The following is a 21,679-nucleotide window of genomic DNA, read 5'->3' as shown; positions in this document are numbered from 1 at the left end:
TGCTAGTCTTTAGGTGTTTCCTTAATGATCACGAACACGTCTTCATTGTCCTTTTTCATGAAGTATTTCTCCCTGGCAAATTTCTCGGCAGTGTTCAGGTTTGTACTTAACTCATTGAGATCCTTTTTTACCTGGGCAGTTTCTTTCTCATAAAAGTCTTTTTCTTCCTGTAACTTATGAACTTCGGTACGGTATTCATATTGTGAGAGCATGTCATTCTTATCAAAGAATAACATCCATACCGCAAAGGCTGCGGCTGACAGAAAGTATTTGTTCCTAAAAATGTCCAGCAATCTGTTCATATTACAAATGTAAATAAAAAAAACATCCGAAGTTTAAAACTCCGGATGTTTTTAAAATGCTGATCCTCATCTGCTAACAACCTGAATTGCCGGCAGGAAAAAGAAATATTATTTTTTAATGAATTTGAAATCTTTACCGATGAAACGTGCAGCAGAACCTAATTCTTCTTCTATACGTAACAATTGGTTGTATTTTGCAATCCTGTCTGAACGTGAAGCTGAACCAGTTTTGATCTGGCCACAGTTTAATGCTACAGCTAAATCAGCGATAGTTGTATCTTCAGTTTCACCTGAACGGTGACTCATTACTGAGGTATAACCATTGTATTGTGCCAGCGATACAGCATTAATAGTTTCAGTTAATGTACCGATTTGGTTTACTTTAACCAGGATAGAGTTTGCAATGTTTTTATCGATACCTTGTTGTAAACGTTTTACGTTAGTTACAAATAAATCATCACCTACCAGCTGTACTTTGTTGCCGATAGCCAATGTTAAAGCTTCCCATGCATCCCAGTCATCTTCATCCAAACCATCTTCAATAGAAACGATTGGGTATTTGTTAGCCCAGTCTACCCAGTATTTAACCATCTCATCTGAAGTTAATTTCTCGCCTGATGATTTATGGAAGTTATAGGTTTTGGTTTTCGAATCATACATTTCAGATGCAGCAGCATCCATAGCGATCCAGATGTCTTTACCAGGGGTAAAACCAGCAGTTTCGATTGCAGTTAATACCGTTTCAATTGCCTCAACGTTTGAACCGATATTTGGTGCAAAACCACCTTCATCACCTACGTTAGTAGAATATCCTTTTTTCTTCAATACATCTTTCAGGTGGTGAAATACCTGAGTTCCCATTTGTAATGCTTCAGAGAAACTGCTTGCACCTAACGGCATGATCATGAATTCCTGGAAATCAATTTTGTTATCCGCATGAGCGCCGCCATTCAGGATGTTCATCATTGGAACAGGTAATGTATTTGCATTTACACCGCCAATGTAACGGTATAACGGTTGTCTGCTTTCCTGGGCAGCAGCTTTAGCTACAGCCAGTGAAACGCCTAAGATAGCGTTAGCGCCTAAATTGCCTTTGTTTTCTGATCCGTCAAGGTCGATCATGGCTTTGTCAATCAGATTTTGCTCAAAAACATCAATTCCCTGAAGTTCTTTAGCAATTTTCTTGTTTACATTTTCAACAGCCTTTAAAACACCTTTGCCCATGTAGACTTTTTTATCCCCATCTCTTAATTCAACAGCTTCGTGTTTACCTGTACTTGCACCAGATGGTACAGCGGCACGGCCCATTTGACCATTTTCAGTGATTACTTCTACTTCAACAGTAGGGTTACCTCTTGAATCGAGGATTTGCCTTGCATGAACATCAATAATTAAACTCATTTTATTTGTTTTAAGTGTTATATATCCTTAGTGTAAATATTACAATTACCCAGTTGATAATCAAAGTTAAAATAAAATTTAAATTATAGTGACGGATTGGCCTATAAAATTATTCCCACTTGAATACCTTGACTGCCAGTGCATATATTCCAATGCCCCAGATTACCATAATTAAAATCTGCAGTTTTACATCCCACAATCCCACGCCTTCAAATGCAACTTGTCTCATCGCATCATTCAGATACGTAAGCGGCATTGCCCTGCTGATCGGCTGCAGCCATACAGGGAAATGGTCAATAGAAAAAAAAGTGCCTGACAATAAAAACTGAGGCAGCGTAATAATGTTTGATATCGGTGGAATGGTGCTTTCGCTCCTGGCTATGCCGGATACCACGAATCCGAACCCCATAAAAACAATCAGTCCGATCACAGAAAGAACCAGCATGTTCAATACAGTGACCACGCCATGGATCAGCGTAAAATGGAAAAAGAAATGGCCGATCACGATAATAAACACCGCTCCGAGAAGGGCAAACCCTATCCTGGCGAGCCCTTCGCCTAAAATGATGCTGGATCTTTTGACAGGCGTAGCAAAAAAACGTTTGATCACCAGCGTCTGCCGGAGGCTAAAAAATACGAAGGCCGTTCCGAATACACCGGTGCTCAGCAGGGAAAAGCCCAGCTGTCCCGGCAAAATAAAGTCTATAGTTCTGTATGTTCTGCCATGTACGGTACTTTCTTTGATCTTCGCTACCGAAGGTTTCAGGTCTCTTGTATTGAGGCTGTACATCAGGTTATTCAGAACAGATTTCAGGATATTTCCTTTATCCAGAGATGCAGAAGTATATTTAACATCTGCCAGGTAAGCGGGCTGGGGCACTGTGTTTTTATGCACATCGATTACTCCTGCAATGTTTCCTTTTTCCAGTTGCTGATCAATTTCAGCCGTGCTTTTATCTTTCACTAAATTGATCACTGCAGTTTGTTCCAGTGCTTTGATCACGGGATTCTGCATATCAGAGCCGGGAGCCACAGCCAGATCTACTTTGATTCCTCCGCCACCCATAAATCCGAAGACAAGAATAAATACTAAGGGGAAGGCAAGGGTGAAAACTACAGCCGAAGGACTCCGCATGATAGAGCGGAAACTGGCTTTGGCAAGTGCAAGGGTAGCCTTGGTATGGTTATACGGTTTATTCATTTTTGATATCATTTAGCCTTCACGCCATTCTTTGCCGGTCAGGTTGATGAATACATCTTCCAGGTTGGCTTTTTTTACTTCTTTTGTCCGTTCAAATCCGCGTGCCAGCAATTGATCGATCAGGTTGTCCGGCGTATCCAGCGCGATGATCTCTCCGCGTTCTACAAAAGCTACACGGTCACAAAGCTGTTCAGCTTCGTCCATATAATGGGTGGTGATGACTACCGTTGTACCGTTTTTCCTGATCTCAACGATCAGGTCCCATAAGTTGCGCCTGGCCTGGGGGTCCAGACCCGTAGTGGGTTCATCCAGGAAAATGATCTTTGGAGAATTGAGCAACGTGGTAGCAATAGAAAAACGTTGTTTTTGTCCGCCGGAAAGTGCCTTGTATTTTGCTTTTGCCTTATCCTGCAGGTTTACCTTTTCGAGCATTTCCATCGGTTTGATGTTCACCCCGTAAAGGCCGGCAAAAAGTTCCATCAGTTCCACGAGGTTAAGATTAGGATAGTAACCCGCGGCCTGCAGCTGCACGCCTATAATGCGTTTAATTTCATTGGCATCATGATCTACTGAAAAACCATCTACCGTAATTTCTCCTGATGTTTTTTCACGAAGGGTCTCTATAATTTCCAGAGTCGTGGTTTTTCCTGCACCATTAGGGCCAAGGAGTCCGAAAATTTCATTTTCATAGACATCAAAGCTCAGCCCCTTCACCGCGGTGAAGTCATCATAATTTTTTACCAGATTACGTACACTGATAATGGCGTTGTTTCTATCCATAGGATAATTGTAATAAGGTTTCATGCAAAAAGGATTGATATTGCACAATCCTTTTTAAATATGGTAGTAAAATGATGGTTAAACGCGGGAGAAATGATCTACCAGGTTTTTTCGCTTGTGATCATATTCACGAAATCATCGAAGAGGTAACGTGAATCATGCGGGCCCGGAGAAGATTCAGGGTGGTATTGTACCGAGAATGCTTTCTTTCCTTTAACGCGGATACCTTCAATCGACTGGTCGTTTAAGTTGATGTGTGTGATTTCTACTTTATCAGAGTTCCTCACTTCGTCAGGGATCACACCAAAACCGTGGTTCTGAGAAGTTACTTCACAATGATCTTTAATGATATTTTTTACCGGGTGGTTCAGTCCTCTGTGGCCGTTAAACATTTTCATCGTGCCAATTCCGTTTGCCTGTGCAAGCAACTGATGACCTAAGCAAATACCAAACAGCGGCTTATCAGCCGCAAGGATCTCTTTCACCATGTCAATAGCGTATGGCATTGCTGCCGGATCGCCGGGGCCATTGGAAATAAAGTAAGCGTCGGCTCCCCATTTATCCATTTCTTCAAATGAAGTTTTCGCCGGGAAAACCTGTACATAGAGGTCTCTTTCATCAAAATTACGCAGGGTATTTTTCTTGATCCCGAAATCCACGGCTGCAACTTTATAGGTCGCATCAGGAGATCCGTAAAAATAAGCCTCTTTTGTAGAAACCTGCGAAGAGAGTTCAAGTCCGTCCATAGAAGGGACGTTAGCCAGTTTAGCTTTCAGTTCTTCAATATCAGTGATCTCTGACGAAATAATGGCGTTCATTGCTCCCTGGTCCCTGATCTTTCTGACCAGTGAACGGGTGTCAATATCAGATATCCCAACAATATTCTCATTCTGGAAATAATCCTGTATGGATTCACTCGCCTCTTTGCGGCTATAGCCAATGTTGTAATTCTTGCAAACCAGACCCGCAATCTTAATCGAATCTGATTCGATCTCTTCTTTATGAATTCCATAATTACCGATATGGGCATTCGTAGTGACCATGATCTGACCGAAATAAGAAGGATCAGTAAATATTTCCTGATACCCTGTCATTCCTGTATTGAAACAAATCTCTCCTGTTGTTGTACCAATTTTTCCGGCAGCTTTACCGTGGTAAACGGTACCGTCAGCCAATAACAAGATCGCAGGTAACTTGGTGTAGTTAGTCATTGTAATTAAAATGAGAAAATAATTTGAAAAAAGGGGTTAATGAACCGGAAATTGCGAATTTGAGATCGCCGTAAGTGTTGAAAAATGTGCTATTGAATAATCCGTTCATTTCGGGATACAAAGATAGGTTTTTGCGCAGTCATATCAATATTTTTTTTGAAAGGATTAAAATGTTACGAGCCGTGGTATATATAATAAGCGTTAAGCCATCAGTTTCTCAAATGAATACCCTAATTTTGTCCGCTTAATGCATAAATTTATGTCTGTACACAAACAAGTAAAGCGTATAACAACCCACATTCTGCAGGAAATGAAACAGAGTGGTGAAAAAATATCTATGTTAACGGCCTATGACTATTCTATGGCCACAGTTCTCGACGATGCGGGTTTAGATGTTTTATTGGTGGGTGACTCAGCCTCTAATGTGATGGCAGGGCATGAAACTACTTTGCCGATTACCCTGGATCAGATGATCTATCATGCACAGGGTGTAGTGAGGGGAGCAACAAGGGCTTTTGTGGTGGTCGACCTTCCTTTCGGTTCCTACCAGGGCAATTCAAAAGAAGCGCTGAGTTCTGCGATCAGGATCATGAAAGAATCTGGTGCACATGGGGTAAAACTGGAAGGCGGTACTGAAATTGTTGATTCCATAGAACGGATCATTACAGCAGGCATTCCCGTAATGGGGCATCTGGGGCTTACACCACAGTCTATTTATAAATTTGGTACTTATACAGTAAGGGCAAAGGACGAGGCAGAGGCAGAAAAGCTGAAGACTGACGCCATGGCCTTGCAGGATGCAGGCTGTTTTGCTGTTGTTCTGGAAAAGATACCTGCAGTACTGGCTAAGGGAGTTGCAGAAAGCCTTCATATTCCTGTTATAGGAATTGGTGCCGGGCCGCACTGTGACGGACAGGTGCTGGTGGTGAATGACATGATTGGTTTAACCAAAGGCTTCAAGCCGCGGTTCCTTCGTCAGTACCTGAACTTATATGAAGAGATCCTTGGCGCCGCGCAGGCGTATATCAAAGATGTAAAAGCGAACGACTTCCCAAATGAAAAGGAGCAATACTAGATGCCGGTAACTGATAAAGACATACTTTTCGAAGACAATCATCTCATCGCCATTAACAAACGTGCCGGTGATATTGTACAGGTAGATGAAACAAAGGATGAACCTTTGGATGAAATGGTGAAAAAGTACATTGCCGCAAAATATAACAAACCTGGCGGTGCATTCCTCGGTGTGGTACACCGTCTGGACCGCCCCGTAAGCGGCGTGATCCTGTTTGCAAAAACAAGTAAAGCACTGGAGCGGATGAATGCTGTCTTCAAGAACAGGGAAGTAAAGAAAACGTATTGGGCTGTGGTGCGCAATAAACCTGCAAATCTATCCGGTACGCTGGTACACTGGCTGGTGAAAAACCCAAAGACAAATGTGGTTACGCCACACCTCAAAGAGGTAGAGGGCAGTCAGCGGGCAGAGCTGAGTTATCGACTGATCGGCGAGCTTGGTGGTTATTACCTGATAGAGGTTGATCCTTTAACAGGACGTTCCCATCAGATCAGGGTGCAGTTATCCACTCTCGGATGCCCGATAGTAGGAGATAACAAATACGGCTACCCACGTGGTAGCCGTAAAGGAAGTATCTGTCTGCATGCACGGAAACTGCAGTTCCTGCATCCCGTAAAAAAGGAACCGGTAAGCATTTTTGCCAAGCTCCCTGTTGACGGGTTCTGGGAGCGCTTCGAAGCCTTTTAAAGACAGTCTAGAGCTCCTTCTGCGGGCACAGCCTAGGCTGGGAAGGCAGGGACTATTTACAGTCTGAAGCGGTCAGTGCGACGGCACTGATAAATTTAAGGTCATGCGGCTTGGTAAAAACCAATTTGCCACCTTCTTCTTTTGTATCGCCATAACCCTGTAATAGCTGGGTGCCCTTCTTTAAAAATGCTACCTGCCTTACTGAGGTTACACCTTCGCCTTTGGCGGTATAATCTGCAAGAATGGTATCTCCTTTAATTATTCCATTGATCTCTCCTGAATTCTTGTCTTTTTCAAACAGGTTATTGCTGAATTCCCCTGCAATGGCATTTCCTGCTATAGTATAGGAGAGAGAAACGGTATCCCTGTCTTTGATATATGCATAACATGCTTTTGACTGGGAGGGAACTGTGTCCGGAGATTTAGCCAGGCTGTCAACCTGTTCTTCTGATGTTTTATTCTGGCAGGCTGTTAGGAAACCGGCAATTGCAGTAAGTAGTAAAATTGATTTGTTCATATGTATGTATTTATGTGTCGTAATTGGTATATCGCGTTTCTTCAACGAAAAACAGGATAGCTGTCAATAGATAATTATCCTGTTATCAGCAATAGCCTTGCCAAACTTTGTGCCTGAAGCAAATTTTAATTACCAGACAAAGGTTCCTACAGCTCCGCCCGGCAAAGTAGCAGTCACAGTTTTTCCTTTACTTTTTATATTAAACGACTGTTCGGTATGATTTCCGTTTGCAACGATCAGTACGGTTTTTCCTTCAGGAGTAGTAAAAGCTACGTTCTGTAAATCGTTTGTGATGTTAGATGCGATCCTCACTGAGCCGGGACGGACAAATTTAGAGGCATGGCCGATGATATACCAGGCAACGTTCCGTGTTACTGCTGGGCTCAAGGTAATTGCACCTAAACAGGTGACGCAGCCGCCAACGGTATGAGGGCCAAAATTCGGATCAGCAGCCAGGTTCCATTCCAGTACATTGCGGCTCCAGTTACGTGTAGCACCGATAATCAGTGTAGACACATGCCATTTCAGGTCTTCATCAAACTTACCCGGTCCGCCAACCCACTGTTCGGTGAAGTACAGGTTTTTGTCGGGATGCGCGTCATGCACCGTTGTTAAAGCGCCGATCTTACCGGCATATAAATGGAATGCAGATCCATCTACATAAGGCTTAGCTTCGGCATCATTTAAAATGGTAATAGGATAATCCGGGTGGTCAGCATTGTGGTCATATACAATGATCTTTGTTGTAATTCCTGATGATTTAAACAGAGGTCCCAGAGCCGTTTTGATAAAAACAGCCTGATCTTTCGCTTCCATATACATACTTGGAACGTTACCCGGATGTAAAGGCTCATTCTGGATAGTGACCGCATCGATCGTAATTCCATGGGCCTTCATTGCCCTTATGTATTTTAGCAGGTAGCTGGCATATGACTGATAGTATTCCGGTTTCAGGCTGCCACCCTTAAAACTATTGTTGGTTTTCATCCAGGTAGGCGCCGTCCATGGCGATCCCAGGATTTTGATATCAGGCTGAATGGCGATGATCTTTTTCAGGACGGGGATCAGGGCGCCCATCTCCTTTGTGATGGAGAATTTTTGCTGGTTGATGTCTGTTTGTCCGGCAGGAAGTTCATTGTAAGTAAACGTGTCAGCACTCATATCAGAAGCACCAATACTGATCCTGAGGTAACTTACGCCGATGCCGTTGTTTTTTGTGGAGAACAGCTCCTGTAGCAGGGAATCCTGTGCCTGGGCATCCATTGCATTGATCAGGCCTGCGCTGCCGCCTGTAAGCGTGTAACCAAAGCCATCCATGCGCTGAAATTTTTGCGTTTCATCAATAGCAATGGTTGGATTGTTGTTCTGGTCAGTACCAAAATTCAGCACTGCATTTTGCTTTTCCAGTAATGCAGACCGGTCGCCTTTGGTGAGCCAGAAGGCAACGTCACTTGTTGAAGCACCGCCACTGTTTGCTGTTTTTTTTGTTGCTGAACAGGCTGCGAGGGCAACTGTAAGTGCACATACTATCAATTTCTTCATTAGTCATACCTATTATAAATACCAAAGGATAAATGAACAGCCTTTAGTAATCAAATATATCATTCCCTTTTTAAATTCTCTGAATACCCGGTGCTATATGCTGCGGCGTCATTGCATATGTGTAGATATGGTATATCTTTGCAGGCATGGTTGTAGATACAGTAATATGGAATCCCAGCGATTCCATTATCGATTTGGGATTTTTTGCAGTGAGATATTACTCCCTGTTTTTCCTTCTTGCTTTTGTTTCCAGTTATATTGTGGTTAAAAAGCAGTTCGAGAAACACGGCATTGATGTGGCCCTGATGGATTCTCTGACTGTCTACGTAGTACTGGGAACGCTGACCGGTGCAAGGCTCGGGCATTGCCTTTTTTACGATTTCGCCTATTATTCCAAACATCCGCTTGAGATTATCCTACCCTTTACCTTTACCCCTGAATTTAAGATTACCGGCTTTCAGGGTCTCGCCAGCCATGGCGGCGGGATTGGAATTATGGTAAGCCTGGTGCTGTTCTGCCGTAAGTTTAAGCTCAAATTATGGTTTATGCTGGATCAGATTGCACTCGTAGTGCCTTTGGCGGGAACCTTTATTCGTTTAGGGAACCTGATGAATTCCGAGATCATCGGCAAACCCTCTGATGTAAGCTGGGCTTTTATCTTCCTGAAAGACGACACTATTCCGCGTCATCCCGCGCAGCTGTATGAAGCTATCGCTTATCTGCTCATCTTTACTTTTGTATATATGATGGTAAAGAAATATCCGAGGGCATCAGGATTTTATTTTGGGATGGTGATCTTCCTGATCTTCTGTTTCAGATTGGGAATTGAATTTATTAAAGAAGACCAGAGTGCTTTTGAAGCCGGTCTCCTTCTGAATATGGGCCAGATCCTGAGTATCCCGTTTATCCTTACAGGTATATTGATTATGTACCTGAAAGGAGGGGCGCAGCAGGAGACAGCTGTAAAGGTTGCTAGGCAATAGCGGCGGTTTCCAGCTTCACCTTTGCACTAAATCTCCAGCTTAGCAGTATACAGAATAAAAATCCAACGAAAGCCAGTAAAGCACCAACATATTCGGGAGAAGTATAACCGAAGCCTGCGGCTATTGGTAATCCACCGAGAAAAGCCCCTAAAGCATTTCCCATGTTTGCGCTTGCCTGCATTGCTGACGATGCCAGCATTTCGGCTCCTTTCGCTGCGCCGATCATTAACATCTGCATCGGGGCGATCACCGCAAATGCTAGTCCGCCCGTTATAAAGGTAAGTATCAGCGCCGCAACTTTAAACTGGCTGAGCAGGGCAACGAGTGTCAATACAATGATCATCGCCAGCAGCAGATAGAGGGTAGTTTTAAGCGGAGAGAACCTGTCTGCCAAACGGCCGCCAACGAAATTTCCTACAGCCATCCCTAGTCCGGCTACAATCATAATAGGCGTGATCATATTGCTGCTGAAATGGGCAACTTCTGTCATCAGTGGGGCAATATAGCTGATCCAGGCAAAAAGGCCACCTGTTCCAATGGCAGAAATGCCGATGATGATCCAGAGTTCAGGTTTTTTAAAAACTTTCAGACTGTCTGAAAACTTAGTGTCTGATTGCGAAGGCAGCATGGGTAACCAACGTTTTATACTTGCTGCGGTAATCAGCGCCATTGCTGAGATCAGGAAGAAGGAAATCCTCCAGCTGAAGTTATGGCCGATGAAAGTGCCGAGTGGAACACCTAAAATATTGGCGATAGTTAGTCCGGCAAACATGACCGAGACTGATTTTGCTTCACTGCCGGGATCTGCCAGTTTACTGGCAACTACGGCTCCGATTCCAAAGAAAGCACCATGTGGCAGGCCTACAAGAAAACGGGCAACAAGCAGCAGTCCGTAAGTAGGGGCTATGCTGAATAAGATATTGCCACAGGCTACTGTGATCATCAGTCCGATGAGCACTCTCTTGGGCGGATATTTGCCCAATACACCGACCATCACCGGGGCTCCCACAATTACGCCCAAAGCATAAATAGCAATGAGGTTACCTGCTGCGGGAATACTGATAGCTAATGATTTAGCCACATCAGGCAATACACCCATCATCATAAATTCTGTCATTCCCAGGGTAACGCCCCCGAGGCAGAGTGTAATCAGGCTTGTTTTTGTGTTTGAGATCAGTTTGAGTAGCTTCATCCTATGCGCAATATTTTTGCAAAAGTATGAATTTAATATGAGTGAATACGTTTTAGCTGTTTATATGATACGGGTATGAAATTTCTTTCAGGTCCTCGGTCAGCTGCTCCCAGTCTTCCAGCTGGTCAACAAGTGTTAAAACCATTTCCCTGCCGAGCGGCTGTTGGTTATAGATACTGGTCACCGTGTCCAGGGGGAGGCCGCCATCTTTGTAACTGCCTTTAAAATATTCGGTGGCCCATTTTACATAAGTTGCCGGGTTTGCATCCAGCGGGCTTAGCAATTCTTCTGAATGATCGTCACTTTGAGCCGGTATTCCTGTTGCCCAATCCTGGTCTCCGTGTTTCCATACGCAGAAGGTTGTGCCCGCAGAATTTACGGGTTCTCCAAAGATAAACTCGTGGAATACTTCAGGAAGCTGATTGGTCAGCTGCATTTTATCACCCTGTTCGGCGGCTGCGAAATAGCCGTTAATGACAGTGCCTTCATCTTTAAAAAGAATCAGCAGCTGATCGCCTTCCCCATTCCTCATTTCAAAGAATTCCTCGTCTTCGCTCCATTCACTGTTATAGGAATAATAACGGTATATCCAGTCCTGGCAGAGTATGGCATCCAGTACTGCCATCGCTTTACAGGTATTTCGCAACGCCATGCTGCCGGGCAGCAATTGAAGTTCTTTTGTTGATATCATTTATATTAAGCGCTCAGCTATATTGAAACCAGTATTCACCCGGGTATTTGTTTATCCTAAAATTACCTTTTTACCTTCTACGGAGATATCTGATCCTTCTGCCAGCATCACCGATACAGGTTCCTGTCGGTTTAGAAATTCAAATTCTTCACCATATACCAGGCCAAAGTCAACATCGATCTTAAAATCTCTGACCTTATACTGCGCCCATTTTGGATGCCTTACTTCATATTCATTGGTTTTTACGCTATTGTATCTGGCATATCCCCAGTAATGTTCTGTGATGAATTCGGCCTCGCTGCCGTTTAAAATTTCGGATAGCCCCCTGTTTGCTGTCACCTGGAACGACTGCCACTCATTCTTACATCTCCATCTGTACTCGACAGCTCTTTCATCTTCAGTCTCAGACCAGCGGTGTGTCATCGGCATTGTCTCATAATTTTCATTATAGATCGTGTTTGCCACTACTGAAAGTGCAAACTTTGGAACAATTTCCTTAATAAATACCACACCCCGCTTCCAGGTACCAGCGTCTTTATATTTCACATAGAAGCGGAGGTTAACCTCTTCAAAATTTGCGTGGAAGGGGATGCTGAATCCGAGCAACCGCGTGTTTTTAAACAGGAAACCAATTAAACTCACATAACAGGTATCCTGCCATAAATCCAGCTCTGTGCCTACCGGGAGGTATGGTGTCAGAACGCTTTTGTCGATGGCATAATTAGCAATTGCTAATTTTCTCCATTCTGCGGTTAGAAAGCTCATGGTGTTAGGTATTAATAATTGACAAGCCAAAGTACTAAACGTAACCGACATTCTGTACCTTTTCCGTTACAAGTTAAGCGGGAGGTACAATAAATAACAAAAGTTCGTCATCATTGATGAACCGGTACCCGTAATTATAGCAGCATTTATATACCTCTCCGTGTTTTCCGTGAGCCTGGTGGGTAAAAAATTTAAAATCAAAACCTTCAATAAAAAGCATCTGCTGTGTGAAGGTAGTAAGACCAATTTTACCGAGCTTTTCGAGGATACCCGCATTTTTTTTCAGTATGCCGTTGATTTCCTTCAGCGCTGCATTTTTGTTTTTATTCAATTCATTATTGTAGTGGCTTCTGCAATAGCCATCGCAGAATTTCTTATCGGGGCGCCCCCTTAATTTTCCACCGCAGTCCAGACAATACTCCATTTTTTTAATTATTTCTGTTTAAAATTAATCCCAAGTTATTTATATGTCAAAATAAAATTTACTTATCCGGTTTTAAACGTTTAATACACGGTTACTTTCGTCGTCTCTTTTCATATTTGCTTTATGGAATTTGTGGTAACTAATATTTAAAACATGATGGAAAGAGTAAGAAACAGCGTAAGATTAACGGGGTATGTGGGCGCAGATCCTGTGATCATTAATTTCGCCACTGAGAAAAAAATGGCCAGGATAAGCCTTGGCGTACACGAATTTTACAAGAACAGCCTGGGCGAGGCCGTTGACCAGACACAATGGTTCAATCTTATTTTCTGGAACCAGAAGGTGGACCTGGTAAAGGACACGGTGAAGAAGGGGGCCGCATTGCGAATTGAAGGTAAACTCAGCACACAGTCCTATACGGATAAGAATGGTGAGCAGCGTTTTACTGTTGAGATTGTGGTGAACGAACTGGAAGTGGTAGACAGATACCAGTTATGAACATTCAAATTGGAAGTCAGCCATTGTGACTTCCAATTTTGTTTGAACCTGCTTTAAACCGGGCGGCGGTTAAAAACGTGCGTTTAACCCGCCGTAGAAGTTTCTGGAAGCTGCTGCATTGAAGTACCGTGCACCTGCTGCATTCAGGTCATTCCCTAAACTGTATTTTTGGTTCAGGATATTATCTGCTCCGGCATAAATTTCAAACCGTGTTTTCCCGATCTTTATATCCTTGATACCCACTTTAGCCTGTAACAGGTGATATTTACCGGCATAAACTGTATTTGCATCTGTTAAAGGAAGTTTAGAGGTGTAGTTATGCTGCAAAAATACATACAGTCCTTTGGGTAACAGTACTTCAAGACCTGTTACGACTACCCCCCTTGGCACACCTGTAAGATCCTTGCCGGACAGGTCTGCACCTGAACTGATGTAATTGTTAAATTTGAAATGGCTTAACGTGTAAGCGTTGCTTAACATTAATCCCCTGATGAAATGTGTATTGTTGTTCTGAATAATCCATGCAGACAGTGATGTTTCTGCTCCCAGTTGTTTGGTGCCGCCGGCATTGATGAAAAATTCAGTTCCATTTTCATTCTGTCTCCTGACGATGGCATTGTTGAGGCGGTAATAAAACCCGGTGACATCGATGGATATCCGTTTTTGTGCCAGCTGGTATCTGAACCCTGTTTCATAATTCCAGCCCTTTTCTGGTTCAAGCTGGGTATTGATGATATTATCGGAAGATCTTATCTCTGCCAGTGTAGGCGGTGAATATCCCCTGCTGATGGAAGCCCTGGCGGACAGGTCCGGAGTAAACAGGTAGGAGAGGGCGGCCCTTGGCATAAACTGCAGGTCAAAACTCCGTTTTTGTTCTGAGACAACTACCGGGAAGCTGCTTTTGTAATGGTATCCGTATAGATTTCCGCTTGCTGATAATTCTAACAGCAATTTTTTAGCAATATCTATGTTCAGATTGGCGAAGCCGAAATTTGTAGCAGCCCTTAACTTGTCTGCTGCCTGAAGCCCCGCAGGTGTACCAAAATTATTATCGGAATTCACATCATCCGTAGAAGTTCCGGAGCTTTCTAAACCGAGGTCAAATTTCCAGTTCACATCGGCAGTATTCTTTTCATATTCCACATAGGTACGTACCCCAATAGTAAACTCTTTTCTGCGCTCATAATTGGTGATGAAAGGACTTTTAAAATCGGTGTATGTACTGAAAACAGAGATCACATGCTTAAAGGCGGGGCTGATCTGCCAATTATTGGTCAGCCCGCCGTAAACTGTTTTGCTGTATACAGAGGAATGTTGTTCAACAGCACCTCTGGTAGCTGCAGTAGCGGGTCTGGCTGATTTTGGGTTTGCCGCAAACTGAGCTGCGGTTAAACCGCCTGGTAAGTCGTAAAATAAGTCGGAATAAAATATGAGAGCCTCCAGGCTGGCATTTTTGGCGTAATCCCATTTTTGGTTAATCTGTATATATTTGCGTTCCATTCTGCTATTGTCACGATAACCATCGCTTCTCTGGTAAGACTGTACAAGGTTCAGCTGGTAGTTTTTCCACTGTTTAGCCAGGGCTACATTTTCACGAAACAAGCCAAAGGAACCACCCGAAAGGTTCAGGTTTATTTTGGTGCTGTCCGTTGTGAGCACCTGCGGGTGAATGAGAACCACACCTCCGGAATTTGCTCCGTAGATGCTGCTTTGCGGACCCTTTAAAATGTCGATACTGCCTGCGGCCGCGATATCAAGTGCATTTAAATAGGTATTGCCACCGGCATCCGTTAAAGGGAAATCATCAAAATAGATCTTTACATTTCTGATCCCAAACGGGGAGCGCAAAAGGCTTCCGCGTAATGATAAACGGTAGCTTCCCGGGGAGCGCTCTTCCATGCGGACGCCCGGTATGGTGTTCATTGCGGGAACCAGTGAACTGCTGGATTGCCGGGTTACGGTGTTCAGGTCCAGTGTACCCACCGCACCTGTTGATCTGATTAAAGGCTGAGAGGAGAAATAAGGGCGTATGACCACCTCATTTAGTTTCCTGGAAGTATCTTGCTTTACCTGGCTAAAACCAGTGATGGATGAAGCTGCTAAAATTAATGTTAGGATTTTCTTCATCTATTTGGGCCTGAGTAGTTGTCGTCCATTTATGTGTATGTTTAATTTTATGTATGTTTTTTAACAAGTTAATGAAAAGTATGTTTATGAAGAACGTCCTTTATAAAGAAATTGTTACCATGAATGTAACTGACGCTCTTTACTAACCTCCCGCATTTTTTATATTCAAACACGTATCTGGTATTTTTTGACCTGTAACAGCCTGGTATCCGGTACGGTGTAACGGTATATAAATTCATATTGAACAGCTATTGAACCCGTACAGAAAATACGGGTTCTGTACGGGTTCAATATGCGTTCTATCCAGGTTCATACAATACCAAGCTTTATATCAAGAAAAAAGCCGCTCCATATAGTATGAAACGGCTTTTCCTTTGTTTAAAGCTTTTAGCTATTCAGGTATTAACCTAATTTTGCCTGTAAGTTCTCGTCAATTGCAGCTAAGAATTCTTCAGTATACAGGTAGTGCGTACCGTGCTCTACTTTGTTACCGTGGATACAAACAGCTAAATCTTTTGTCATTTTTCCGCTTTCCACAGTTTCGATACAAACCTGCTCTAAAGCATGACAGAAATTGATCAGCTCCTGGTTGCCGTCCAATACACCACGGAATTCCAGTCCTCTTGTCCATGCGAAGATAGATGCAATCGGATTTGTTGAAGTTGGTTTTCCAGCCTGGTGATCACGGTAGTGACGTGTTACTGTACCATGGGCAGCTTCAGCCTCCATAGTTTTACCGTCTGGTGTAACCAATACAGAAGTCATTAAGCCTAATGATCCAAAACCTTGGGCTACAGTGTCTGATTGTACATCACCATCATAGTTTTTACAAGCCCATACGAAGTTACCATTCCATTTCAATGCAGAAGCAACCATGTCATCGATCAAACGGTGCTCATAAGTTATGCCTGCTTCTTTGAATTTCGCTACGAAATCATTTTCATAGATCTCCTGGAAGATATCTTTGAAACGGCCATCATATTTTTTAAGGATAGTGTTTTTTGTAGACAGGTATAAAGGCCATTTTTTGATCAGCGCCTGGTTAAAACAAGCATGAGCAAAACCGCGGATACTTTCGTCAGTGTTATACATTGCTAAGGCAACGCCATCACCCTGGAAGTTATACACGTCGAAAGACTGAACTTCACTGCCATCTTCGGGAGTGAATGAGATAGTCAGTTTACCTTTTCCTTTTGTTACGAAATCAGTTGCACGGTACTGGTCGCCAAAAGCATGACGGCCGATACAGATCGGTGCAGTCCAGTTTGGTACCAAACGCGGAACATTACTCATTACGATTGGCTCACGGAAAACTGTTCCGTCAAGAATATTACGGATAGTTCCATTTGGAGATTTCCACATCTGTTTTAAACCGAACTCTTTTACACGCTCCTCATCAGGAGTGATCGTTGCGCATTTAATACCCACACCATATTTTTTGATGGCTTCAGCAGAATCGATAGTTACCTGGTCATTGGTTTCATCACGGTATTCTACACCAAGATCATAATACTTAATATCAAGGTCAAGGTAAGGCAGGATCAGTTTATCCTTAATGAATTTCCAGATGATGCGGGTCATCTCATCACCATCTAACTCTACAACGGGCTGGGCTACTTTAATTTTTTGTATAGACATATTATGGTTTCAATTTTTACTTATGAAAGAAACAAAGATATAAATTTTGAGTTTACTGCCTCATTTTGGCGTAAATTACAAAAACAAATAAAGATAACGTAACGTTATACTTACATAAAACGAAGCATATGAGTACGAATGAAAACAATGGTGCAGAAAATTTAAAAGCAGGAGACAAAATCCATGGTTCCGACCTTGGGGAAACGAAAGATTTTAATGACTTGTCTTACAATAAAGAGAAAGGCAGCTATGAACTTGATGTCAAAGGGAAAGACAAAGATTACGACCATCCCTTACCCTATGAAACTACAGCGGCAAATGGTGGCGATGATAATTCCGATTACGATGAGGCCAATCCATATATAGGTGATGAGTATGCAGATAAAGAAGAGCAGCAGGAATCAGATCTTGATGATCTTGGAATGCACATCGATGATGGCGAGATCTTAGCGCTTGATGCCGAAGATGAATTCCTGGCAAGAACAGCTGAAGACGACCGTACTGATCTGGATGAAGAAGGATATCCGCTGAATGACGATCCTAAAATAACTTAAGGGAGCAGATCGAGGTTGAAGCGCTTGCGCAGGTCTTCCAGTTTAGGATTTTTCTCTACCAGGTATTGGTATCTTTCAATGCTGGTATATAACCGGTTTTCAATTTTGCTTTCTACTTTTTTAGTCACAATGCCTACGTCAAAGTTCTTCAGCCTGGTACGTAAAAAATTAAGAAAGTCTACGAGTTCATTTTGCAGAATACTGTCCTGCGCAGTATTAGTGATCAATACAGTGATCTCGGTAGGTTTTGTCAAGACAGGCTCATTGGTAGTCAGTATGGTATAAAAGTTGATCTTATTCTCCAGTTTAACTTTTTGGGTATACTCATTCCATAACACCATCAGCTCTTCGAAAGAGAAAGGTTCCCTTTCCTCCCCAAATACATATTTCGGCTCATCACTTTCAATTTCACCATCGGCATTGGTCATGGCAGTCAGTGATGGGATCATTGTTCCTGCTGCAGGACTTCCCGAAATATTGGGCTTCAGGGCAATTTTGTGAATTGTATTTAAATTCGGCATCGCCGGAATACGGATAGCATCTGTTGAAGGAGATTTATCCGGAATAGGAATAGTCTTTGGTAACGCTGCAATAGAAGGGATCGCTGAAGCTGGTTTAGAGACCATTTCCGCTGATGCAGAAAAACCCGAAGCGGGCGGCGGAAGCTCATCCGGCGTATCCTGCGGAGCAGGAGATTCAGCAATTACACTAGTTTTTTTTTTAGTCTGATCTAAGTCAGTTGCTGTTGTAGAAGCGGTATGTGGTAGCTGTGCGAGCTGCAGTACCGATGTGATATGACACATCTTGATGAGTGCCAGTTCCACCTGAAGCCGCTGGTTTTTACTGTTTTTATAGGTAAGATCACACTGATTGGCGAGGTTCAGGGCGGTCAGGATAAATGAAACCTGCGTCTGCTGACTTTGTGTTAGGTATTTTTGTTTGATGTTCTCGCTTACCTCCAGCAGTTTAACTGTCTGGGGATCTTTTGCAACCAGCAGGTTTCTGAGGTGGCTTGCCAGCCCGTTGATAAAGTTGTTGCCATCAAATCCATTGTTCAGGATCTCATCAAATAATACCAGTGTCTGACTTACATCTGAACTGGTCAGATATTGTGTTAACCTGAAATAATAATCGTAGTCAAGGATGTTCAGGTTATCAATAACAGATTTGTAGGTCAGGTTCTTGTTGGTGTAACTTACAATCTGATCGAACATGGAAAGTGCATCACGCAACCCTCCGTCTGCTTTTTGCGCAATGATATGCAGTCCGTCTGCCTCTACACTGATGTTTTCACGGATAGCAATCTTATTCAGCAGGCCTGAGATATCGTCTACCTGGATCCTGTTGAAATCAAAGATCTGGCAACGTGAAAGAATAGTAGGCAGTATCTTGTGTTTTTCTGTTGTTGCCAGTATAAATATGGCATATGAAGGTGGTTCTTCCAGTGTTTTCAGAAAGGCATTGAATGCGTTTGCAGAAAGCATGTGCACCTCATCAATAATATATATCTTGTATTTTCCTGCCTGCGGCGGGATCCGTACCTGTTCTATCAGGCTGCGGATATCATCTACCGAGTTATTGGAGGCCGCATCCAGTTCATGGAAATTAAATGAATGACCGGTTTGAAAGGATACACAGGATTCACAGGTCCCGCAGGCTTCAACCTCCGCTGTAAGATTCGTACAGTTAATGGTTTTGGCAAGGATCCTGGCACAGGTAGTTTTGCCCACACCTCTGGGACCGCAAAAAAGGAAAGCCTGGGCCAGTTGGTTGTTCCTGATCGCATTTTTTAGAGTCCCCGTAATGTGGTTTTGCCCTACAACGGTTTCGAACGTTGCTGGACGGTACTTACGGGCCGAGACAATAAAATTTTCCATTTCAATGCGAAATTATAAATTTTTTACGGAGCGGAACGGATATGTGGGAAAATAAAGTGGGAATTAAGTTTAGTTTTGTGGCTCATTTATTAGTCATCTTCATGAAACGCCTGCTCTCTTGTTTGCTTTTTGCTATTCCTTTTCTTTCCGCTGCACAATCGAATTTTCAGTACGGTTATGTTGTAACCGATAAGAAAGACACCCTTAAAGGGTATGTAAATTACAGGGAACGTTCAGTAAATCCTTCTTCTGTCCAGTTTAAGCCTGCGCCGGAGCGTAAAACCCAGGTCTTTGACCTCAAAAGCAGCGCTGCATATGCGATCAGTGGCGTTGAAAAATTTCAGCGTTTTGTTGTGGATATCAGCATGGGTAAGGTTAATATCCCTAATCTTTCTATCGGGATTGATTCCGGATCCAGAAGAGATACCGTTTTTCTGAAAGTACTGCAAGAAGGTAAATATGTAAGCCTGTATTCCTATAAAGACGAGGTCAAAAACAGGTTTTATATCAGGGCTAAGAACAGCCCGGTACCTGAGGAACTGATTTATCAGCGGTTTCTGGACCCGGAAAAGAGCAGCAGCATCATTACGACAGGTAAATATGCCGGACAGTTACTGGATATCATGTTGAGGTATAATGCGGGCACTAACGCGGATGTTGAAAAGCTAAGACATCTCAATTATGATGAAGGGGATATCTTAAAGATTACTTCAATGATCAATGGCCAGCAGGCGTTCAAATCAAAAACTTCAAGAGTAAGACTTTTTGCCGGAACCGGGGTCAGCATCAGCAGCGCAAACTATAGAGGCGATAATGACCTGGCCAATGCTGCCGCAAAGAGTAAATCCTCTGTCTTTCCGGTATTGACTGCCGGTGCAGACCTGTTTGCAAATCCTGCTATCGGAAAACTGATCTATAGGGTAGAGCTTTCGCTTGCGGGCAGCAGGAATGAAATTTCTACCACTACGGACCAGCCCGGAACGGCTGCTATCAGTCACAGGTTTGACCAGTACACTGCTTCAGTGGTTCCACAGGTAATTTATAATATATACAATACAGGTCCTTTGAAAATTTTCCTGGCTGCCGGTTTTGCGTTAAATGTTTCAAAGTTTAATCACAACAGGACGTCTGTATATAACTCCGTCCGGAATGAAACCACCACTACGGAAAACCTGATTGTTCTGGAAGGTTTTACTAGCACCTTTCCGGTAAAAGCAGGGATAGTGTTTCATAAAAGGATAGAGGTATCAGCCATTTATGTGCCCTCTTCGTCGGTTACAAACTATAATTTTTATGGTATTTCCGTTAAAAGATTTACGATCGGCCTGAACTACCTCTTCGGTAAATAGATTTTTGTTTGTTGCTTAGATTACTTAAATTGTATGAAACTAAATATAGTTCCTAAATGAAAATCAAATATTTCCTTTGCTGCCTGTTATTACCGGCAGCCTTAAGCAGCAACAACCTTTATGCGCAAAAGTACAGGGTCCTCATTTTTTCAAAGACAGCGGGATTTCACCATCAGTCTATTGCTGAGGGAGTGCCTGCCATTCAAAAGTTAGGAATTGAAAATAAATTCGGGGTGGATACAACGACAGATTCAACGCAGTTTACGGCTGCCAATCTGAAGAAATATGCCGCAGTCGTTTTTTTAAGCACGACAGGAAATGTGTTAGGTGATGAAGAGCAAAAGGCTTTTGAACAGTATATCCGGGCGGGAGGTGGCTTTGTAGGTGTGCATGCTGCTACAGATACCGAATATGACTGGCCCTGGTATGGTAAACTGGTGGGCGCTTATTTTTTAAAACATCCTGCACAGCAAATGGCCACCTTACATGTGATTGACCGTAAAAGTATTGCAACGAAACATCTGCCCGCAACCTGGGCAAGGAAAGATGAATGGTATAATTTTAAGGATATCAATCCTGATCTTAAAGTACTGATCGAACTGGATGAGGACAGTTACACCGGCGGTTCAAATGGTGCACATCACCCGATGGCCTGGTACCATAGCTATGATGGTGGACGTGCATTTTATACTGGTTTGGGGCATGTTGAGGCTTCGTACACTGATCCGATGTTCCTCAAACACCTGTTGGGCGGTATACAATACGCTGCTGGCCAAAAGCGTATGGAATAAAAATGCTGAAAAATTGGGCTGAACCATTTGATTTATAGAAATTTATTCCTAAGTTTGCATCCCCATAGTAATAT

The 21,679-nt window shown here is 43.0% G+C and carries 21 protein-coding genes; 7 read left to right on the top strand and 14 right to left on the bottom strand.

The window, feature by feature from the left end; translation table 11 throughout:
- Nucleotides 1-2 precede the first annotated feature (2 nt).
- The 5 genes from BLW16_RS03625 to carA all read right to left on the bottom strand — a co-directional run bounded on the left by BLW16_RS03625 (nt 3) and on the right by carA (nt 4,895).
- A complete protein-coding gene (locus BLW16_RS03625; protein WP_090555232.1) occupies nt 3-302 on the bottom strand; it encodes an FtsB family cell division protein in 300 nt (99 codons plus the stop codon).
- Nucleotides 303-410: 108 nt separating this feature from the next.
- Nucleotides 411-1,703, bottom strand: a complete 1,293-nt coding sequence (gene eno / locus BLW16_RS03620) for a phosphopyruvate hydratase (protein WP_090555231.1) — start codon at nt 1,701-1,703, stop codon at nt 411-413.
- Nucleotides 1,704-1,812: 109 nt separating this feature from the next.
- The gene (locus BLW16_RS03615) at nt 1,813-2,904 is read right to left on the bottom strand and encodes an ABC transporter permease (RefSeq protein ID WP_090555647.1); all 1,092 of its coding nucleotides are present in this window, start codon (nt 2,902-2,904) and stop codon (nt 1,813-1,815) included.
- A 12-nt stretch (nt 2,905-2,916) separates the two neighbouring features.
- On the bottom strand, nt 2,917-3,684 hold the full coding sequence (locus tag BLW16_RS03610; protein WP_090555646.1) for an ABC transporter ATP-binding protein: 768 nt from the start codon (nt 3,682-3,684) through the stop codon (nt 2,917-2,919).
- A gap of 98 nt (nt 3,685-3,782) precedes the next feature.
- On the bottom strand, nt 3,783-4,895 hold the full coding sequence (carA, locus tag BLW16_RS03605; RefSeq protein WP_090555230.1) for a glutamine-hydrolyzing carbamoyl-phosphate synthase small subunit: 1,113 nt from the start codon (nt 4,893-4,895) through the stop codon (nt 3,783-3,785).
- A gap of 259 nt (nt 4,896-5,154) precedes the next feature.
- Here carA and panB point away from each other — a divergent pair, with 259 nt between their 5' ends.
- Both panB and BLW16_RS03595 read left to right on the top strand, forming a co-directional pair.
- Nucleotides 5,155-5,970 (top strand): 3-methyl-2-oxobutanoate hydroxymethyltransferase, encoded by an 816-nt coding sequence (gene panB / locus BLW16_RS03600; protein ID WP_090555229.1) that lies wholly within the window; start codon nt 5,155-5,157, stop codon nt 5,968-5,970.
- Entirely contained in the window at nt 5,971-6,657 is a 687-nt protein-coding gene (locus BLW16_RS03595; RefSeq protein WP_090555228.1) for an RluA family pseudouridine synthase, read from the top strand.
- Nucleotides 6,658-6,709: 52 nt separating this feature from the next.
- Here the strand turns inward: BLW16_RS03595 and BLW16_RS03590 are convergent, their stop codons facing one another.
- Nucleotides 6,710-7,174: a hypothetical protein gene (locus BLW16_RS03590; protein WP_090555227.1), complete on the bottom strand. Its 465-nt coding sequence runs from the start codon at nt 7,172-7,174 to the stop codon at nt 6,710-6,712.
- 129 nt (nt 7,175-7,303) lie between these two features.
- Nucleotides 7,304-8,716, bottom strand: coding sequence for a glycoside hydrolase family 30 protein (locus BLW16_RS03585; protein ID WP_090555226.1), 1,413 nt, complete (start codon nt 8,714-8,716; stop codon nt 7,304-7,306).
- Between the two features lie 146 nt (nt 8,717-8,862).
- Between BLW16_RS03585 and lgt the strand changes: the two genes are divergently transcribed.
- Nucleotides 8,863-9,699, top strand: a complete 837-nt coding sequence (lgt, locus tag BLW16_RS03580; RefSeq protein ID WP_090555225.1) for a prolipoprotein diacylglyceryl transferase — start codon at nt 8,863-8,865, stop codon at nt 9,697-9,699.
- Here lgt and BLW16_RS03575 read toward each other — a convergent pair.
- From BLW16_RS03575 to BLW16_RS03560, 4 genes are all read right to left on the bottom strand, one after another.
- Nucleotides 9,689-10,891: an MFS transporter gene (locus BLW16_RS03575; RefSeq protein ID WP_090555224.1), complete on the bottom strand. Its 1,203-nt coding sequence runs from the start codon at nt 10,889-10,891 to the stop codon at nt 9,689-9,691. The genes lgt and BLW16_RS03575 overlap by 11 nt on opposite strands.
- Before the next feature lie 52 nt (nt 10,892-10,943).
- A complete protein-coding gene (locus BLW16_RS03570) occupies nt 10,944-11,582 on the bottom strand; it encodes a hypothetical protein (protein WP_090555223.1) in 639 nt (212 codons plus the stop codon).
- Nucleotides 11,583-11,633: 51 nt separating this feature from the next.
- A complete protein-coding gene (locus BLW16_RS03565; RefSeq protein WP_090555222.1) occupies nt 11,634-12,347 on the bottom strand; it encodes a YqjF family protein in 714 nt (237 codons plus the stop codon).
- 73 nt (nt 12,348-12,420) lie between these two features.
- Entirely contained in the window at nt 12,421-12,771 is a 351-nt protein-coding gene (locus BLW16_RS03560; protein WP_090555221.1) for a hypothetical protein, read from the bottom strand.
- Between the two features lie 153 nt (nt 12,772-12,924).
- On the opposite strand from BLW16_RS03560, the gene BLW16_RS03555 reads away from it, so the two are divergent.
- A complete protein-coding gene (locus BLW16_RS03555; RefSeq protein WP_090555220.1) occupies nt 12,925-13,269 on the top strand; it encodes a single-stranded DNA-binding protein in 345 nt (114 codons plus the stop codon).
- Nucleotides 13,270-13,338: 69 nt separating this feature from the next.
- On the opposite strand, the gene BLW16_RS03550 is transcribed toward BLW16_RS03555, so the two are convergent.
- Together BLW16_RS03550 and BLW16_RS03545 are read right to left on the bottom strand one after the other, a co-directional pair.
- Nucleotides 13,339-15,396: a TonB-dependent receptor gene (locus BLW16_RS03550; RefSeq protein WP_090555219.1), complete on the bottom strand. Its 2,058-nt coding sequence runs from the start codon at nt 15,394-15,396 to the stop codon at nt 13,339-13,341.
- 402 nt (nt 15,397-15,798) lie between these two features.
- Nucleotides 15,799-17,034, bottom strand: a complete 1,236-nt coding sequence (locus BLW16_RS03545; protein ID WP_090555218.1) for an NADP-dependent isocitrate dehydrogenase — start codon at nt 17,032-17,034, stop codon at nt 15,799-15,801.
- A 128-nt stretch (nt 17,035-17,162) separates the two neighbouring features.
- Between BLW16_RS03545 and BLW16_RS03540 the strand changes: the two genes are divergently transcribed.
- Complete coding sequence (locus tag BLW16_RS03540; RefSeq protein ID WP_090555217.1) at nt 17,163-17,588, top strand: hypothetical protein; 426 nt, start codon at nt 17,163-17,165, stop codon at nt 17,586-17,588.
- On the opposite strand, the gene BLW16_RS03535 is transcribed toward BLW16_RS03540, so the two are convergent.
- Nucleotides 17,585-19,465 (bottom strand): DNA polymerase III subunit gamma/tau, encoded by a 1,881-nt coding sequence (locus BLW16_RS03535; RefSeq protein ID WP_090555216.1) that lies wholly within the window; start codon nt 19,463-19,465, stop codon nt 17,585-17,587. The two genes, BLW16_RS03540 and BLW16_RS03535, sit on opposite strands and share 4 nt — an antisense overlap.
- Nucleotides 19,466-19,542: 77 nt before the next feature.
- On the opposite strand from BLW16_RS03535, the gene BLW16_RS03530 reads away from it, so the two are divergent.
- Both BLW16_RS03530 and BLW16_RS03525 read left to right on the top strand, forming a co-directional pair.
- Complete coding sequence (locus tag BLW16_RS03530) at nt 19,543-20,814, top strand: hypothetical protein (protein ID WP_139298254.1); 1,272 nt, start codon at nt 19,543-19,545, stop codon at nt 20,812-20,814.
- Between the two features lie 56 nt (nt 20,815-20,870).
- The gene (locus BLW16_RS03525) at nt 20,871-21,605 is read left to right on the top strand and encodes a ThuA domain-containing protein (protein ID WP_090555214.1); all 735 of its coding nucleotides are present in this window, start codon (nt 20,871-20,873) and stop codon (nt 21,603-21,605) included.
- The last annotated feature ends 74 nt before the right edge of the window (nt 21,606-21,679 follow it).

Origin of the sequence: Pedobacter hartonius, from assembly GCF_900107535.1 — a bacterium.
In the GTDB taxonomy this organism is placed as follows: Bacteria; Bacteroidota; Bacteroidia; order Sphingobacteriales; family Sphingobacteriaceae; genus Pedobacter; species Pedobacter hartonius.
This window is presented reverse-complemented; position numbering and strand designations above follow the sequence as displayed.

What these genes read in the sequence shown, in the direction of transcription:
- BLW16_RS03545 (WP_090555218.1), bottom strand. Translation starts at nt 17,034, where the DNA reads ATGTCTATACAAAAAATTAAAGTAGCCCAGCCCGTTGTAGAGTTAGAT.
- panB (WP_090555229.1), top strand. Translation starts at nt 5,155, where the DNA reads ATGTCTGTACACAAACAAGTAAAGCGTATAACAACCCACATTCTGCAG.
- BLW16_RS03595 (WP_090555228.1), top strand. Translation starts at nt 5,971, where the DNA reads ATGCCGGTAACTGATAAAGACATACTTTTCGAAGACAATCATCTCATC.
- eno (WP_090555231.1), bottom strand. Translation starts at nt 1,703, where the DNA reads ATGAGTTTAATTATTGATGTTCATGCAAGGCAAATCCTCGATTCAAGA.
- BLW16_RS03590 (WP_090555227.1), bottom strand. Translation starts at nt 7,174, where the DNA reads ATGAACAAATCAATTTTACTACTTACTGCAATTGCCGGTTTCCTAACA.
- BLW16_RS03535 (WP_090555216.1), bottom strand. Translation starts at nt 19,465, where the DNA reads ATGGAAAATTTTATTGTCTCGGCCCGTAAGTACCGTCCAGCAACGTTC.
- BLW16_RS03570 (WP_090555223.1), bottom strand. Translation starts at nt 11,582, where the DNA reads ATGATATCAACAAAAGAACTTCAATTGCTGCCCGGCAGCATGGCGTTG.
- BLW16_RS03560 (WP_090555221.1), bottom strand. Translation starts at nt 12,771, where the DNA reads ATGGAGTATTGTCTGGACTGCGGTGGAAAATTAAGGGGGCGCCCCGAT.
- BLW16_RS03610 (WP_090555646.1), bottom strand. Translation starts at nt 3,684, where the DNA reads ATGGATAGAAACAACGCCATTATCAGTGTACGTAATCTGGTAAAAAAT.
- BLW16_RS03625 (WP_090555232.1), bottom strand. Translation starts at nt 302, where the DNA reads ATGAACAGATTGCTGGACATTTTTAGGAACAAATACTTTCTGTCAGCC.
- BLW16_RS03550 (WP_090555219.1), bottom strand. Translation starts at nt 15,396, where the DNA reads ATGAAGAAAATCCTAACATTAATTTTAGCAGCTTCATCCATCACTGGT.
- BLW16_RS03575 (WP_090555224.1), bottom strand. Translation starts at nt 10,891, where the DNA reads ATGAAGCTACTCAAACTGATCTCAAACACAAAAACAAGCCTGATTACA.
- lgt (WP_090555225.1), top strand. Translation starts at nt 8,863, where the DNA reads ATGGTTGTAGATACAGTAATATGGAATCCCAGCGATTCCATTATCGAT.
- BLW16_RS03540 (WP_090555217.1), top strand. Translation starts at nt 17,163, where the DNA reads ATGAGTACGAATGAAAACAATGGTGCAGAAAATTTAAAAGCAGGAGAC.
- BLW16_RS03615 (WP_090555647.1), bottom strand. Translation starts at nt 2,904, where the DNA reads ATGAATAAACCGTATAACCATACCAAGGCTACCCTTGCACTTGCCAAA.
- BLW16_RS03555 (WP_090555220.1), top strand. Translation starts at nt 12,925, where the DNA reads ATGATGGAAAGAGTAAGAAACAGCGTAAGATTAACGGGGTATGTGGGC.
- BLW16_RS03585 (WP_090555226.1), bottom strand. Translation starts at nt 8,716, where the DNA reads ATGAAGAAATTGATAGTATGTGCACTTACAGTTGCCCTCGCAGCCTGT.
- BLW16_RS03525 (WP_090555214.1), top strand. Translation starts at nt 20,871, where the DNA reads ATGAAAATCAAATATTTCCTTTGCTGCCTGTTATTACCGGCAGCCTTA.
- BLW16_RS03565 (WP_090555222.1), bottom strand. Translation starts at nt 12,347, where the DNA reads ATGAGCTTTCTAACCGCAGAATGGAGAAAATTAGCAATTGCTAATTAT.
- carA (WP_090555230.1), bottom strand. Translation starts at nt 4,895, where the DNA reads ATGACTAACTACACCAAGTTACCTGCGATCTTGTTATTGGCTGACGGT.